Origin of the sequence: Bacteroides sp. AF39-16AC (assembly GCF_003602735.1) — a bacterium.
GTDB classification, from domain to species: domain Bacteria; phylum Bacteroidota; class Bacteroidia; order Bacteroidales; family Bacteroidaceae; genus Bacteroides; species Bacteroides uniformis.
On sequence record NZ_QTLN01000005.1, the window covers coordinates 170519 to 187447 of the forward strand.

The 16929-nt window shown below is 48.2% G+C and carries 9 protein-coding genes; 6 read left to right on the forward strand and 3 right to left on the reverse strand.

The features are described 5' to 3' along the window. Nucleotides 1–70 precede the first annotated feature (70 nt). On the reverse strand, nucleotides 71–652 hold the full coding sequence (locus DW039_RS07205; RefSeq protein ID WP_005830425.1) for a DUF3109 family protein: 582 nt from the start codon (nucleotides 650–652) through the stop codon (nucleotides 71–73). A 112-nt stretch (nucleotides 653–764) separates the two neighbouring features. Next, complete coding sequence (gene gpmI / locus DW039_RS07210; protein WP_120381828.1) at nucleotides 765–2279, reverse strand: 2,3-bisphosphoglycerate-independent phosphoglycerate mutase; 1515 nt, start codon at nucleotides 2277–2279, stop codon at nucleotides 765–767. 266 nt (nucleotides 2280–2545) lie between these two features. On the opposite strand from gpmI, the gene DW039_RS07215 reads away from it, so the two are divergent. Next, nucleotides 2546–3472, forward strand: coding sequence for a magnesium transporter CorA family protein (locus DW039_RS07215; protein WP_005834540.1), 927 nt, complete (start codon nucleotides 2546–2548; stop codon nucleotides 3470–3472). A gap of 6 nt (nucleotides 3473–3478) precedes the next feature. Here the strand turns inward: DW039_RS07215 and DW039_RS07220 are convergent, their stop codons facing one another. After that, nucleotides 3479–4087: a ribonuclease HII gene (locus tag DW039_RS07220; RefSeq protein ID WP_120381829.1), complete on the reverse strand. Its 609-nt coding sequence runs from the start codon at nucleotides 4085–4087 to the stop codon at nucleotides 3479–3481. 97 nt (nucleotides 4088–4184) lie between these two features. On the opposite strand from DW039_RS07220, the gene DW039_RS07225 reads away from it, so the two are divergent. The 5 genes from DW039_RS07225 to DW039_RS07245 all read left to right on the forward strand — a co-directional run bounded on the left by DW039_RS07225 (nucleotide 4185) and on the right by DW039_RS07245 (nucleotide 16918). After that, entirely contained in the window at nucleotides 4185–5807 is a 1623-nt protein-coding gene (locus DW039_RS07225; protein ID WP_008662676.1) for a tetratricopeptide repeat protein, read from the forward strand. A gap of 1027 nt (nucleotides 5808–6834) precedes the next feature. Continuing rightward, the gene (locus tag DW039_RS07230) at nucleotides 6835–9912 is read left to right on the forward strand and encodes a TonB-dependent receptor (protein WP_119958260.1); all 3078 of its coding nucleotides are present in this window, start codon (nucleotides 6835–6837) and stop codon (nucleotides 9910–9912) included. Between the two features lie 28 nt (nucleotides 9913–9940). Next, the gene (locus tag DW039_RS07235) at nucleotides 9941–11476 is read left to right on the forward strand and encodes a RagB/SusD family nutrient uptake outer membrane protein (RefSeq protein WP_005834532.1); all 1536 of its coding nucleotides are present in this window, start codon (nucleotides 9941–9943) and stop codon (nucleotides 11474–11476) included. A 126-nt stretch (nucleotides 11477–11602) separates the two neighbouring features. Beyond that, the gene (locus tag DW039_RS07240) at nucleotides 11603–13612 is read left to right on the forward strand and encodes a trehalase family glycosidase (RefSeq protein WP_044467897.1); all 2010 of its coding nucleotides are present in this window, start codon (nucleotides 11603–11605) and stop codon (nucleotides 13610–13612) included. 69 nt (nucleotides 13613–13681) lie between these two features. Continuing rightward, a complete protein-coding gene (locus DW039_RS07245) occupies nucleotides 13682–16918 on the forward strand; it encodes a glycoside hydrolase family 2 TIM barrel-domain containing protein (protein WP_117704098.1) in 3237 nt (1078 codons plus the stop codon). Nucleotides 16919–16929 lie beyond the last annotated feature (11 nt).

Consider the following 16929-nt stretch of genomic DNA (forward strand, 5'->3'; position numbering starts at 1 on the left):
CCTGCTGACCGGGGCTTTTCCTTTATCCCTCTTCTCCTCCAAAGAAGAGGTTCGTCTCCGCACGGAAGAACTATAGGATTCCTTGTTTTTTCATCTCTTCCACTACCAATTCCAGCTCTGCATACCAGTCCTCACCAAACTTACGGATAAGCGGCTCTTTCAGAAACTTGTACACGGGCAGATTTTCCTTTTGCCCCAACAGTATAGCGGCTTTGCAGACATCCCAACGATGATAGTTCACTGCCTTATAGAGTCCGTAGTTCCCCACCCTTATCGGATAGAGATGACAGGATATGGGTTTGTAGAAGTTGGTCCTACCCTCACGGTAAGCCTTTTCGATGGCGCAATAACAACAGCCTTTATCATCATAGCAGGTAAAGACACAATCCTTGTTGTTCACAATAGAAGTCACCAGGTCACCTTCACAATCGGTATAGACCACACCTTGCTCCTCTATCACGGTGCGGGCTTCGGGAGAAAGCTCGTCCCAAATCAGCGGAAGCACCTCTTCCAGTTTCTCCACCTCGTCCAGCTCTACGGGAGCACCGGCATCGCCCTCAATGCAGCAAATCCCCTGGCAGGCACCCAAGTCACACAAGAACTTCTCGCGCAAAACATCGAAAGAAACCACAACATCACCAATCTGTATCATAATCGTTCTATTGAAAAAAGACGCGGATTATCCGGATTGCACAGACTCAACTTTAAGAGCATCCGTGGAATCCGTATAATCCGCGTCTAAATATTGTTACGGCTTTGACGCCTTACTTAATCAAATCCTTACCAGTCATTTCAGCCGGCTGCTCCATACCCAAGATATGCAGGATAGAAGGAGCTACGTCAGCCAATACACCGTTCTCAACCTTGGCGTCCTTGTTTGCAGTAACGTAAACGAAAGGAACGGGGTTCAGAGAGTGGGCAGTATTCGGAGTACCATCCTCATTCAGAGCATGGTCGGCATTACCGTGGTCGGCGATGATGATTACTTCATAATCGTTTGCCTTGGCAGCCTCAACGGTGTCTTTCACACATTCGTCGATGGCTTTCACTGCCTTCTCGATAGCTTCGTAGATACCGGTATGTCCCACCATATCACCATTGGCGTAGTTCACCACGATGAAATCGAACTTCTGGGTCTTGATAGCTTCAACCAACTTGTCCTTCACCTCGTACGCACTCATTTCAGGCTTCAAGTCGTAAGTGGCAACCTTCGGAGAAGGAACCAGGATGCGCTCTTCAGCATCGTAGGGAGTCTCGCGGCCACCGTTGAAGAAGAAAGTCACGTGTGCATACTTCTCTGTTTCGGCAATGTGCAGCTGGGTCTTGCCATTGGCAGCAAGATATTCGCCCAATGTGTTCTGTACATTCTCCTTATCAAAAAGGATATGTACACCCTTGAAGCTGGCATCATACGGAGTCATGCAGTAGAACTGCAGGCCCGGAATGGTTTGCATGCCTTGTTCGGGCATATCTTGCTGGGTGAGGGCAACGGTCAATTCCTTGGCACGGTCGTTGCGGTAGTTGAAGAAGATTACAACATCACCTTCCTTGATGGTACCGTCGAAGCCACCGTTCACAATCGGCTTGATGAATTCATCCGTAACGCCTTCGTCGTAGGACTCCTGCATAGCCTGGACCATATCCGTAGTAACCTTGCCTTCACCGTTTACCAACAAATCGTAAGCAACCTTCACACGTTCCCAACGTTTGTCACGGTCCATTGCATAGAAACGTCCCACGATGGAAGCAATCTTGCCGGCAGACTTCTCGCAATGGGCAGTCAACTGTTCAATGAATCCTTTACCGCTCTTCGGGTCGGTATCACGACCGTCCATAAAACAGTGGATGAAGGTATTCTCGATACCGTATTCCTTGGAAATATCGCAGAGTTTGAACAAATGGTCAAAAGAGCTGTGCACGCCACCGTTGCTGGTCAGTCCCATAAAGTGGATATTCTTGCCGTTTTCCTTTGCATATGAGAAAGCAGAAACAATTTCCTTGTTCTTCAGGATGCTGCCATCGGCACAAGCACGGTTAATCTTCACCAAATCCTGGTAAACAATGCGTCCGGCACCGATATTGAGGTGACCTACTTCAGAATTACCCATCTGTCCGTCGGGCAAACCAACGTTTTCACCGCTTGCCTGAAGCTCGGAATGCGGATAAGCTGCCAACAGACTGTCCCAATACGGAGTAGGTGTATTGAAAATCACATCATCTTTGCCTTGATCGCCGATGCCCCAGCCATCAAGAATCATTAAAAGGGCTTTCTTACTCATAATATTAATCGAATTTAATTGTATAATCTTTTTGTATGATACAAACGTTCTTTATAGTAGGAACCTGTTTTTGCGCTGCAAAGGTACAAAAAACAGCCGTTAAAGCGTACTGTTTCAAATGATTTATGTACTTTTGCCACGCTTAAAAAATAAAAAACAAGAAATATGGACGATTCAAACCCACGAACGTGCAATAGTATTCACCAATAAAACGAACGGAGACGTTGACTGCAATGCCTCTGTTCCAACCTGAAAGGAGGCAAACAATGAGAAAGTATCTCTACAGTGAAAACGGCTTCACTGAAAAGGCCGAATGGCAACCCAACTGCTGGGTCAACGTAGAATGCCCGGACAACGATGATTTCAAATTCCTTACCGAAGAGCTGAAAGTTCCCGAATCATTCTTGGAAGACATAGCCGACGTGGACGAGCGCCCGCGTACGGAAACAGAAGACAACTGGCTGCTGACCATCCTCCGCATCCCGATGCAGAGCAACCAACGCGGCGTGCCGTTCATCACCGTGCCCATCGGCATTATCACCAATGACGGAATCATCGTTTCTGTCTGCTATCACCACACGGAGCTGATACCGGACTTCATCCAGCACACACGCCGGAAGAACATAGTCGTCAACAATAAACTGGATTTGATTCTGCGAATCATCTACTCTTCCGCCGTCTGGTTCCTGAAGTATCTGAAACAGATAAACAACGATGTGGCCACCGCCGAAAAAGAGCTGGAGAAAAGCATCCGCAACGAAGACCTCCTGCAACTGATGAAGCTGCAGAAGACGCTGGTCTACTTCAACACTTCCATCCGTGGCAATGAAGTGATGATAGGACGGCTGAAAAACATCTTTCAGGACACCAATTATCTGGATTTGGAATTATTGGAAGACGTGGTCATCGAGTTGAAGCAGGCATACAATACCGTGAACATCTACAGTGATATTCTGACGGGAACCATGGATGCCTTCGCCTCCATCATCTCCAACAATGTGAATGCCATCATGAAACGTATGACAAGCCTCAGCATTACACTGATGATTCCCACGTTGATAGCCAGTTTCTACGGCATGAATGTGGACATCCACCTGGAGAGTTTTCCGCACGCGTTTATTTTCATCATACTTTTGTCGGCAATATTATCAGCAGTGACATTCGTATGGTTCAGAAGGATTAAGTGGTTCTAAACAGCATCATTGTCCGAAGTTCAGCGACAACTGCCCATCCCCCAAGAGATTGAACGTCAAGCGATGATAGGGTGTAGTGCCCCGCCCAGCAATGGCGGCACGATGTTTCTTGGTGGGATACCCCTTGTTACGATTCCAGTCATAATACGGATATTCCTCGTGAAGGCGGTTCATGTAGTCATCACGATAGGTCTTTGCCAAAATGGAGGCGGCAGCGATGGAAAGATACTTCCCGTCTCCTTTCACTACGGTAGTATGCGGCAAGTCCCGATATTTTTTAAAGCGGTTGCCGTCTATCAGCAGATGTTGCGGACGGACATTCAGTTGGTCAACAGCACGGTGCATGGCAAGAAAGGAGGCATTGAGAATATTGATTTTGTCAATTTCTTCGGGAGAGACGACGCCCACCGCCCATGCCAGAGCCTCTTTCTCAATCACTTCACGCAAGGCATAGCGTTGTTTTTCCGTCAGCTGCTTGGAGTCGTTCAGAAGTTCATTCTTAAAGTCCGTTGGCAGAATAACAGCAGCGGCATAGACCGCACCGGCCAGACAGCCGCGACCGGCCTCATCGCATCCTGCCTCTATCAAATCTTTATTCAAATAAGGTAATAACATATATATCGCTATCTTTGAGGCACAAAGATAAATCTTTTTGGAGGGAAACCGGACTTCTAAGAAGAATTAATTAAATTTGCAGAAACAAGACGATGCCATGAAGAAAAACCTATGTCTACTACTCGTATGTCTTCTGTCAGCAGCTGCCCCACTGCAAGCTCAAGACATGCAGCAAGCACAGAAATTGATTGACCAAGCACAGAAATACCTGTACAACAACCCCAAACAAGCTTCCTACTATGCAGCTCAGGCTTCTGCCTTGTTTCCCGAAGATGAGCCCAGTGAGGTCCGCGCACAAGCCATGATTCTCTACTGTCAAGCCGAACAATTGTTGGGGAACTTCGACCTAAGTATCAAGAATCTTTATGACACCCAAAAATATATCCATCCCACCAACAAAAAACAAATGGCACAACTCTGCTCCTTGATGGGGCGTGTATACAGCAAACTAGGCGATTACAACAAAGCCATTGAACTGAACGACAAAGCAACCTCCATCTTCAAATCCATCGGCGATTCCACCTCTGTGGCCGGATGCTATAACGAACGTGGAGTAATGCACCACTTCATGAGTGAATTTACCGTTGCCGAGCGTTTCTTCCAGCGTGCGCTGGCCATCAACCGTGCCCAACGAAACCTGAAAGAGATTGCAACCAACCTGAACAACCTCTGTCTGTACCGGGGAAATACGGAAGAGAAACTTTCTTTCATCCAGGAAGCCATCACCATCAACAAGAATCTGGACGCCCAATGGTCTCTTGGCGAAAACTACAACAACATGGGGAAACAGTATTACTATGACAAGCAATACTCCAAAGCCTTGGAAGCCTTGCATAAAGCCTACGAGTATGCCCACAACATCGGAGCCCGCGAACTGATTTGCGACAATTACGAATATTCGTCCATGGTATATGCAGCTATAGGTGACTATGCCCAAGCTTATAAGTATCTGGACAAGAGGTACCACCTGGGCAAGGAACTGCAAAGTAGCAACAAGCTACGTAACATCGAGCAGGAAATTTCCTATAAAAGATACCAAGACCAAAAATATGCCACTGAAATGCAGGAACAAACCTACAAGATAGAGCTACTGAAACGCAATTTGTGGCTTTTGGGCAGCGTACTTATTCTGGGAATAGCTTTCAGCATCTTTCTATATAAATGGTATAAACGCCGAAAAGATTTGCAACTGATAGAAGCACGTTACCAATTGCAACTGTCCGAAAAAGAAGTGGCCGAACTGAAGATGCATCAGCAAGAGCTGGAACTTCAAAATGTACACAATGCCCTGGCTACCAGTCGGCAGGAGGCAACCAGCTTCGCCGTATTCCTGAAAAGCCGCAATGAACTGCTGGACAAAATACGCGGAATGGTGAAAGAAGGATATAAGATGGACGCGCAAGCCATCACGCCCCACCTGAAGAAAATCAACGCATTCATCAGCCAGAGCCAAAGCGGAGACAAAACCAACAGTGCCCTATTGACAAACATCGATGATAAAAGCAATGAATTCCTCCAAAGACTGGTAGCGATTCATCCCAAACTGACACAAGGCGAGAAATATCTTGCCACCCTGCTAAGGGTGAACCTGTCTACCAAAGAAATATCCATGTTGACCGGCACCACCCCCAAAACCATCAATATGAACCGATACCGCCTGCGCAAATCCCTCAACCTCTCTTCCGAAGAAGACCTAACCGACTATCTACAGAATATATAACCCGGCTCAAGGCTGAAAATATTTATTTTGCATTTCTACCCTCACCGCCCTCACTGCTTACCTAAAAGTCTTTATTCATCGGACTTTCAGAGGTGAGTAAGGGCAATTTCAAAAAGGTGAGGGTAAAGTTTGCTCTCACTTTGTCTCAGTAGAAACAAGGCATCGAACAAGTAAGCATAGGCTCGCAAGTCCGGAAGAAGGGACTACTGTATCAGTATGCAAATGAAAGAACCGTCTACTAATGGCGTTTATAAAGAAAAAAAGTGTCTAGTGAAATCAGGAAAAGACAGCTTTCTTTTTGTTTCCCCCAATATAACCGCTTGTTTCAACACACAGAACGGTTTGTTTCGACGTGTAGAACAATGTGTTTCATTAGGGCGAACACTTTGTTCCATTATAGTGAACACTTTGTTTCATACTATATAAACACCTTGTTTTATGTTGTGCAAACAAAACGTTTTATACTACATGAACGAAGTGTTTTGTACTGCAGAAACAAAGTGTTCATCACTATGAACTAATAAGTTATCCGTATTTTGCAAGAGATAAGATATGAATGTCATCCGTCTTATACTCGACTTCCTCTTTTACAGATGGCTTGCAGATAAAACATCTGCAAACCATCTGCAAGGGACATCATTGATAAACAGTAGTATCTCAACTCTCCTCCGGGGAGGAGAGTTGAGATACTACTGTTTATCAATGATTATAAAAGACCTGCGAAACTTGAGTTGCTTGATATTTCTAAAAGAGTTGGTTTCCTTCTTCATCTAATCACCGTTTACTTGCGCAACTCAATAATTAATGTAAATCGGGAAAAGTTTATGTGGATATAGTTTTGTAGATATAGAATATCTCATTTACTCCTATTTATCAAATACTTACAAAACTATTTGTAGATAATAAAACAAAGAATATCCCTCTCTTGTAGTCTGCTTGTAGATAACATTCATTAGCAATTCCTGTTTATGAAGCTTAATTTAGTATTGTGAAAAACCAATAGTATTAACCTTAAAAACTTATTCAAATGAGTAAAAGTAACTACTACAAAGAAAGAGTCATTCAGCTACTTCTCTTCTTTGCTTTTATGCTGCCTATGGGCGCATTGGCACAGAACATTCAGCTGAACGGTACCGTAACCGATGTTTCCGGTGAATCCGTCATCGGAGCCAGTGTATTAGAGAAAGGAACAACAAATGGAGTAATCACTGACATCGACGGTAACTTTACCCTCAGCGTTTCCCCAAAAGCCACTATTATTATCTCTTACGTGGGCTATGCTCCACAAGAAATCGCCCTCAATGGTCGCAAGGAATTGAAAGTGGTGCTGAAAGAAGACACCGAACTACTGGACGAAGTAGTCGTTATCGGTTATGGCACACAAAAGAAATCGGATGTTTCCGGTTCGGTAAGTTCCGTATCGGGCGATAAACTAAACAACATACCTACCGCTAATGCCGAAACTGCCCTGCAGGGTATGGCTCCCGGTTTGATAGTTAACTATGGTAGCGGTGCCGCCGGCTCCACTCCCAGCCTGCAGGTGCGCGGTGTAACCACTTATGGAACAGACAACTCTCCGTTGGTAATTATCGATGGCGTTCCGGGTGATATGAGTTTTCTGAACCCCGAAGACATCAAGTCAATGTCTGTATTGAAAGACGCTGCCACCGCCGCTATTTACGGAGCACGCGCCGCCGCAGGCGTTATCCTGATTGAGACTTACCGTGGTACCAAATCCAAACCCAAAATCACGTTCTCAGCTTATTGGGGAGTGGATCAGATAGCCAAGAAACTGGATGTCTGCAATGCCGAAGAATTTATCCACATGGCAAAGATGGCCCGTACAAACGCCGGTCAAAACCCCAAAAACTGGCCTGCTTACATTGCGGCTTATGAGCAAGACCCCACACAGTTTGGCGACACCGATTGGCAGGACGAATACTACCGCAACGGCTTCACACAGAAATACAATGTGGGGTACACTAGTGGCAGTGAGAATGCCAACGTAGCTTTGTCCGTATTCTATTCAAAAAACGAAGCCATCGTGACCGGCACGGGTGACGAGAAATATGGCTTCCGCTTAAACTCAGACATGAAACGCGGCAAGTTCAAAGTGGGCGAATCAGTAAACTACAGCCGTTGGGAATCGGAAATGGAAGCCAACTCAGGTTTTCCCGGCATATACCAAGTGACCAACATGGAACCTATCGCACGTCTGTATGACGAGAATTGTGACGGCGGATACGGTGGTGCCATCCCCGGCATGAACATGAGCGATGCTGCCAACATGGTAGGTTATAATAACCTGATTGAGAACACCCGCGCCACAGATTACATCAAAGGATCGGGCTATCTGCAATATGAGCCCATCAAGGGACTGGTAATCAAGGCACAAGCAAGCCGTAGCCTCCTTTTCCGCGAAACCCGCGTATTCAAACCTACTTACGAACTGGGTGCCATGAAGTGGAACGAAAGCGCCTCACTATCACAGACCCGCACCAGAAGCGTCAACGACCTGCTGGAACTGACTGCCAACTACAACTTCACCATCAAAGACAGTCACGACTTCGCCTTCCTGCTGGGAGCTTCACAAGAAGAAAGCACTTACGACCTATTGGGTGCATCGGGTTCCGAATTCGAGAACAACGACATGGGCATTCTGGGCCAGGCACGCAAAGACTATGGTGTGCAAGGTGAAAAGACCCGTAGCGGCTTGCGTTCCGTATTTGGCCGTGTGAACTATAGTTGGAAAATGCGCTACATGTTAATGGCCTCGTTCCGCTATGACGGTTCTTCACGTTTTGCCGACGGTAACCAGTGGGGGTTCTTCCCCTCTGTATCAGTAGGCTGGAACATTGCCAACGAACCTTTCTGGGAAGATATGAAAGAAACAGTCAGCTCCTTCAAATTGCGTATGAGCTACGGCGCCCTCGGTAACCAATCGGTACCTCTCTATCTCTACATTCCCAAATTGGACTCCAACGCCGACAACATCAACTACCCCTTCGACGGCAAAGTCGTAAACCAGGGATATGCAGTACGTAGCCTCCCCTCAAGGAACATCAAGTGGGAAACTACCTTCTACAAAAACATCGGTGTGGACATGAGCCTATGGAACAACAAACTGGAATTCTCGATTGAAGGTTACATCAAGGACACCAAGGACATGCTTTCCGAAAAGAACATCAGTCTGTCTACCGGTTACGGTGCACTGACGGTGAACGACGGTGAACTGCGCACCACCGGTATGGAAATGCAACTGATTTACCACGGTAATGCAGGTAAGGACTTCAAGTATGACCTTGACTTCAACCTGAGCCACTTCAAGAGTAAACTGAAATCAATGGCAGACCCCAACTATATGTACGAATATGGTGCTTCACGTACCTACGTGGGTGGTTACTTCGGTGAATTCTGGGCTTACGAAACCGCAGGCATCATCCAAAATGAAGCAGAAGCCAAACTTTGGAAAGAATCACACGGACGCAAGGACAGCAAAGGCAACTGGATTCCCATGCAGCCCAACGCAGAACCCGGTGACCTCCGCTTCGTAGACCAAAACGGTGACGGCATGCTGGACAGCGATGACAAGAAGCTTCTGGGCAACGGTTGCCCCAAGGCCTCTATCGGCTTCAACGTAACACTGAATTACAAGAACTTCGATTTGGTAGCCAACTTCTACGGTGACCTCGGTGTAGACCGTTACAACTATACCAAATATCAATTGGAACGTATGGATACCAAGTTCAACTATGGCAGAAACGCACTGAAAGCATGGACTCCGGAGAACCCCAACACCAACATTCCACGTGCCGTATACGGCGACCCGAACAAGAATGCTCGCACTTCCGACCGTTTCATCGAACGAGGCGACTTCTTCCGCCTGAACAACTTGCAACTGGGCTACAACCTGCCTGCTACAGTTTGTGGTAAGTTGGGCATCAGCAACCTCCGTTTCTATGTAGGTGGTACACGCATCTTTACCATCACCGGTTACAGTGGCTATGACCCCTCTACCAACGGTGGTATTGACCGCATGGGTTACGACTATGCTTCATCACCTCTATGCCGCACTTTCATGGCCGGTATTAAATTCGGATTTTAATTGAACCAAAACTTTAAAAAAGATGATTATGAAATTAAAGAATATATTATTGTGCGCCTCAGTCTTAGGAGGCCTGGCACTCTCTTCATGTACCGGAAATTTCCTGGATGAAGACAGAAACCCCAACTCACTGGACCCCGAAAACTTCTGGAAGAGCGAATCCGACATCCTCAAAGGACTTACCGCAGCCTACGCTGGACTACAGCCTACCATCGAATGGGCGCAACCTTTCGAACGCTACATTGTGATAGACAACTACCGCAGCGACGAGCTGGACTACCGCCCCGACGTGACCGCCTGGATGGAACTGGCCATGTACAACAACGAATCGACCAACTACGTGCCCAACGATGAATGGACCAACCTCTATACCAGCATCAACTATTGCAACCAGTGTCTGGACAACATTCCCAATGTGCCCGACAACGATGACGAAGGCATCAAGCAGACCAAAGCGACCAGTATTGCCGAGGCACGTTTTCTGAGAGCTTTCTACTACTACCGTCTCTTCATCAACTTCGGTGAAAGACTACCAATGTTCGAGCACGAACTCGAAGGTACCGAAGAGGAATTCTATCCTCCTCAGGTAGAAGCCGGCAGACTGAAGACTTTCATCGAGACAGAACTGAGTGAATGTCAAGCCAACCTTCCCGAAAAATGGAATACAAACATGGCCGGACGCGTCACTAAATATACTGCCGCAGCACTCTTAGGCAAATACTATATGTTCATCGGCGAAAAGGCCAAAGCCAAAACAGAATTCTGGAAAGTCATTGACAGTCACAGATATGAACTGATGGAGAACTATGGCGACAACTTCAACGGACTACACGAGAACAATAAGGAATCCATCCTTGAAGTACAGTTCACCGGAAGTCTGGAAGGCGGGCACTACGAATACAATCTCTTTACCTTGCACTTGGGTCCCGACAGTGGCTGTGGCGCATACGAGGAAGCATATCCGTCCAAATGGTTATTCAATACACTGAAGAAAGACCTCACCGAAGATGGGGAATACAGCGACCGATTGTATGAGACTATCATTTTCGACGATCCCAAATCCCGTCCGTTCTATTACGAAGACGGCAAAGGATTCAGTGATTACCACCAAGAAGACAATATCTACTGGCGCAAATATGTGACTTACGACAAGTCATTGGGTGATTACTGGGATTATTCCGGTTTCAACATCCCCCTCATCCGCTATGCGGACATCCTGTTGCTCTATGCCGAGTGTCTGAACGATGAAGGAAACTCTAAAGAAGCCATCAAATACATCAACAAAGTACGTGACCGTGTACACGTAACGCCACTGTCCGACACCCTAAGTAAAGAACAAGTGCTGAAGCACCTGCAGGATGTGGAACGTCCTTGCGAACTGGCTCTCGAAGGCTCACGCTGGTATGATCTCATCCGTTGGGGCATTGTGGAAGACGCACTTAAGAGTCATGAAAAGCCTTTCGCAAGCAATTTCATATCGACCAAGCATATCAGACTCGCTATCCCTCACAAAGAATTCCTGATGAATCCTGATTGGGTGCAAAACGAAGGTTACACAAAATAACCGATAACCCTACAACTCAGTCTCTATCGGAAGCGAAATGCCGGAAACGGGATCCCATCCGATAGAGATTGCTTTTAATAGAACTCTCTGTTTCAAGACTTCATTTCATCATATACTTAATTTACCATGAGACATCCAAATAAAAACATCGCTTTGACTGGCATCGTTGCCTGCATACTGACCTCGTGCGTCAAAGCTCCCACTTCTTCAGAACCGCTTTTATCCAAGCAAGCGGACTTCTGTAATCTTATCAACATAAAGAACACTCCCGCCGGAGCCGTAGACTGGGATGCCTACGTCTTTGCCGACAAAGGTGCTTGGATGGCATACTCACTGCCCGACAACGAAAACCGTCGCCATGCCGGTGCTTTCATGGGACCTATGGTCATGACCGGACGCGGATGGATAGCTGCCGGACTCGCCGAACCTACGCTGTGGGTGAACGGCGAACAGTATAGGATGGTGTACAATGTACAGACCACCCGATACCTCCCCGGCAAACTGATACAGGAATACAACGATGAGAACTTAAACTTCACTACCGAATTGTGCTACCTCACCTCACGTTCCGTAGCCATACGTTCAATCGTGAAGAATATGAGCCAAAAACCGGTAAAGGTCAGCTTCGACTGGAACGGAGGCGTATACGAGCCTACCTCTGTCGTAAGCAGCATAGATAAAGGTCTCTCTTTCATCCGCCCCAAAGATTCCACGAACACGGTAATCCGATTCCTCACAGCAGACAAGATTCAGGCTGTGGGGAGCGATAGCCTGCACGTCACAGAAAAAAGTGAAATGACCCTGGAACCCGGCAAGACTTATCAGTCGGAGATGACCCAAACCCTAACGCTGCGCGGTGAAGACACAGCCAAAGAACTGGCTGCCATAGCAACGCTGAATATAGACAATTGCTTTGAACTAAACGAACAGCAATGGAACGCACAAATCGCTTCGTTGCTGAGCGGAAACAGCAAGTACCTCAAGGACAACAAATACCGCAAGGTACTCGTAAAAGCAATGATGACCCTAAACAGCAACTACCGCACCCCTGCCGGTGACATCCTGCATGGCGGCAGCAACCCGTCGTACAACGGATTCATCAACGGCATCTGGTCGTGGGACTCCTGGAAGATTGCTTCGGGCAACGTACATTTCAACGAGGAGATAGCCAAAAGCGAAATGATTACCCTCTTCGACTATCAAGCCGATAACGGCATGGTACCCGACTTCATCAGCTACAACAAGAAATACAATAACTGGCGCGATGCCAAACCGCCCGTAGCCGCCTGGGGAGCCATGAACGTGTATAAAGCTACCGGCGACAAGAAATTCCTCGAAACAATGTTCGACAAGCTCTATAAGTTCCATCAGTGGTGGTATGCCGAGCGCGACCACAATCACAACGGCATCTGCGAATACGGTTCCACCGACGGCACTCTCATTGCTGCCTGTTGGGAAAGCGGCATGGACAACGGCGTACGCTTTGACGATGCCGTGATGCAGAAAAACAGCGAGAAGGCATGGTCCATGAACCAGGAGAACATCTGCCTGAACTCGTTCCTCTACGTAGACAAGACCATCCTCGCCGAAATGGCAACCCTCCTGAACAAGCCCGAACTGGCGGCACAGCTTAATGCCGAAGCCAAAGTCATCAAGGAATTCGTACAGACAAAGATGTGGGACAAGGAAACCGGATTCTTCTACGACACCCGTATCGATACCGGCGAGCACATCAAAGTGATGGGTGCCGAATGCTGGCTGCCACTCTGGGCAGGCATCGCCACTCCCGAACAGGCCAAACAGGTGATGCAGAAGATGATGGACCCGCAGAAGTTCAACTCCACCCTTCCATTGGGTACCTTGGACATCAGCCATCCTCGCCTGCGTCCCGTGCGCGGCTACTGGCGCGGCCCGGTCTGGGTAGACCAAGTGTACTTCGGTATCACCGGCCTGCGCAACTATGGTTTCGACCGGGAAGCCGACATACTGACTGAGAAGTTCATCAACAACGCCCAAGGACTCACCACCGACGGCCCTATCCACGAGAACTACAACCCGCTGACCGGCGAAGCGCTCAATTCGCCTAACTTCGGCTGGAGTTCGGCATGTATCATCAAGATGCTGCTCGATGAGTAACTCTCACGCAAAACAACTCTCAAAAGTCTGAAAAGACAAACGATTATACATCATTAAAAGCATACGAATATGAATAAGATACATTCAATCTGCACCCTCGCACTGATGCTACCGTTATGCGCATTTGCACAGTACGACGGTACACCCATGAACAAGACGGGCGACACCAAGAAAGCGGAAACCGCCGTAAGAACCGACAAATATCCTCACTCGGACAACGATTGGGAAAACTTTGATGTGTTGCACATCAACCGTCTGCCTTCTGCCGCCACCTTCATGGCCTACACCACCAAAGAGAAAGCAGTGAAGAACGACAAGAGTCAATCGGAATATTTTCAGTCGTTGAACGGTACCTGGAAGTTTCAGTTTGTTCCCCGTTCGGACCAGCGCCCGATGGACTTCTTTGAAAAAGGCCACGATGTAAGCGGATGGGGCAACATCAAAGTGCCTGCCAACTGGGAAATGGAAGGCTATGGCCATCCTTTCTATGTAGGTGCCGGCTACGGCATCAAGCGCAACCCGCCACTCATTGCCGTGGAAAACAGTCCCGTAGGTTCCTACAAACGCACATTCAACGTCCCTGCCAACTGGAAAGGCAAGCAAATCGTCCTCCACTTCGGAGGCGTGGCCTCAGCTTTCTATGTGTGGGTCAACGGTGAAAAGGTGGGTTACTCGCAAGATTCCAAGACCCCCAGTGAGTTCGATATCACCCCCTATGCAGTAACCGGACAGAACGAGATTGCCGTGCAGGTATTCAAGTTCAGCGACGGCTACTACTTAGAAGATCAAGATTACTGGCGCTTTGCCGGTATACAACGTGATGTGTACCTTTATGCCCGTCCCAACATCCACGTGCGCGACTTTGAAGTAGTGACCGACCTCGACAACGAGTACAAGGACGCCGACTTCCACCTCTATGTGGAACTGGACAATGCCCAAAACTCCCAACGTACTCAAACGCCCAAGGTAAAAGGTGCCGAAGTGGAAGTGAGCCTGACGGACAAAGAGGGAAAAGTCATCTACACCGAACGCCAACGCGCCAAAGACAACAAGCTGCACTTCCTAAAACACATCGAAGCGCCCCTGCTGTGGAGTGCTGAAAAGCCCAACCTATACCAGATGATGATTACACTGCGTGCCAACGGCCAGACACAGTACATCTGCCGCAACATCGGATTCCGCAAATCGGAAATCAAACATGCACAGTTACTCGTCAACGGGCAACCCGTCTACATCAAGGGCGTAAACCGCCACGAACACGACCCTTACCACGGCCATGTAGTGGACGAAGCCTCCATGATACGCGACCTGGAACTGATGAAACAAAACAACATCAACAGCGTGCGCACCTCCCACTACCCCAACGACCCGCGCTGGTATGAACTGTGCGACATCTACGGCATGTATGTAGTGGACGAGGCCAACATCGAAAGCCACGGCATGGGCTACAAACCCGACCAATGCCTCGCCAACCAACCCGAATGGCAGAAGGCTTTCATCGACCGTACAGAACGTATGTTTGAACGCGACAAGAACCACCCCTGCGTCATTATTTGGTCATTGGGCAACGAAACCGGCTCAGGCTGTAACTTCCAAGCCACCTATGCTTGGATTCATGCCCACGACCGTTCCCAACGCCCCGTACACTCTGAGGACTCTGGCAAAAACCGTCCTTTCACCGACATCTTCTGCCCCATGTACAAGAAGATAGACGTGTTGATAAACCATGCTCTCTATCTGCCCACCATGCCCCTCATCCTCTGCGAATACGCTCATGCTATGGGTAATAGTGTGGGCAATCTGCAAGACTACTGGGACATCATCGAGAAGTACCCTTCTCTACAAGGCGGTCACATCTGGGACTGGGTGGACCAGGGTCTTTACAACAAGACCGACGACGGTAAGTTCTACTGGGCCTACGGCGGCGACCTTGCCCCCGAAGGCACTCCAAGCTCGGCCAACTTCTGCATGAACGGCCTAATTGCCGCAGACCGCACATTGAAGCCCCACATACATGAAGTGAAACGGGTGTACCAGAATATGGCTTTCAGATTGCTCGATTATCACGAAGGATTGGTAGAGCTTAGAAACAAGTTCTTCTTCACCAACCTGAATGATTTTGACTTCACTTGGCGTTTGGAAGGCAACGGCGAAGTATTGGCACAAGGACGCATAGATAATGTAGATTTGCCCGCCCAACAGACAGGCGTATTCCGGACACAGTTCCCCACCATCCATTCCTCCGAAGGAGTAGAATATTACCTGAATTTCTATGCCAGCCAGAAGCGCGACGAGGGTCTGCTGAAGGCCGGTACACAATTGGCTGCCGAACAAGTGAAGCTTCCCTTCTATAAGGCTGTTACCCCCAAAGCTGCCTCAGGCAACGTGACGGCAACCGACAGCGAAGCCCTGCTTGTCCTCACTGCCGGAAATGTCAGTGTAGGATTCGACAAAGCCACCGGAGCACTCTGCTCGTTCAAGGAAGGCAAGGAAGAGATGATTAAGGAAGCACTGCGTCCCAACTTCTGGCGTCCGGTGACGGACAATGACATGGGCAACGACATGAACAAGACCCTGCGCCCATGGCGTGAAGCCGGACGTGGCGCCAAACTCACCTCATTGGAGAAAACAGCGCTCGACAAAGATGGCTATGAAGTAGTGTCACACTACCGTCTGCCCGAAGAAGTTGCCGGTTCGGAATTCATTGTCCGCTACCGCTTCTCACCGAGAGGCAGCCTCGATGTGAACTGTACTTTCATTCCTGCCAACGACACTTTACCTTTGATGCCCCGCATGGGTGTGAGCATCACCCTGAACAAGCAATACGACCAAATGGCATGGCTAGGTCGAGGTCCGCACGAGAACTATTGCGACCGCAACGGTTCTTCCTTCGTGGGTCTGTACAAAGGTAGCGTAGCCGAACAGTACTTCGCCTACGACCGTCCACAAGAAAACGGCAACAAGACCGATGTACGTTGGATGAGCCTCACCGATCTGAAAGGCAATGGCCTGATGGTTATCGGTGCACCCACAATCAGCGGCAGTGCCTACCTCTTCCCGACAGAAGATTTGGATGAACCCGGCACACGCAAGTCACAACGCCATATCTCAGACATCCAACCCAAAGATATGGTGACTTGGAACATAGACTTCAAGCAGATGGGTGTGGGTGGAGATACCAGTTGGGGAGCCTACCCGCATCAACCATACCTGATTCCTGCCCGTAAGATGGAATTCTCATTCCGCTTATGCCCTGCACAAGAAAAAGGAGTGAAAGAGAACCAAAGATATTTGGAAATGAAGTAATTTTGCAATTG

Bases quoted from the DNA above. Each gene is read 5' to 3' on its own strand.
- DW039_RS07205 (WP_005830425.1), bottom strand. From the start codon at position 652: ATGATACAGATTGGTGATGTTGTGGTTTCTTTCGATGTTTTGCGCGAG.
- gpmI (WP_120381828.1), bottom strand. From the start codon at position 2,279: ATGAGTAAGAAAGCCCTTTTAATGATTCTTGATGGCTGGGGCATCGGC.
- DW039_RS07215 (WP_005834540.1), top strand. From the start codon at position 2,546: ATGAGAAAGTATCTCTACAGTGAAAACGGCTTCACTGAAAAGGCCGAA.
- DW039_RS07220 (WP_120381829.1), bottom strand. From the start codon at position 4,087: ATGTTATTACCTTATTTGAATAAAGATTTGATAGAGGCAGGATGCGAT.
- DW039_RS07225 (WP_008662676.1), top strand. From the start codon at position 4,185: ATGAAGAAAAACCTATGTCTACTACTCGTATGTCTTCTGTCAGCAGCT.
- DW039_RS07230 (WP_119958260.1), top strand. From the start codon at position 6,835: ATGAGTAAAAGTAACTACTACAAAGAAAGAGTCATTCAGCTACTTCTC.
- DW039_RS07235 (WP_005834532.1), top strand. From the start codon at position 9,941: ATGAAATTAAAGAATATATTATTGTGCGCCTCAGTCTTAGGAGGCCTG.
- DW039_RS07240 (WP_044467897.1), top strand. From the start codon at position 11,603: ATGAGACATCCAAATAAAAACATCGCTTTGACTGGCATCGTTGCCTGC.
- DW039_RS07245 (WP_117704098.1), top strand. From the start codon at position 13,682: ATGAATAAGATACATTCAATCTGCACCCTCGCACTGATGCTACCGTTA.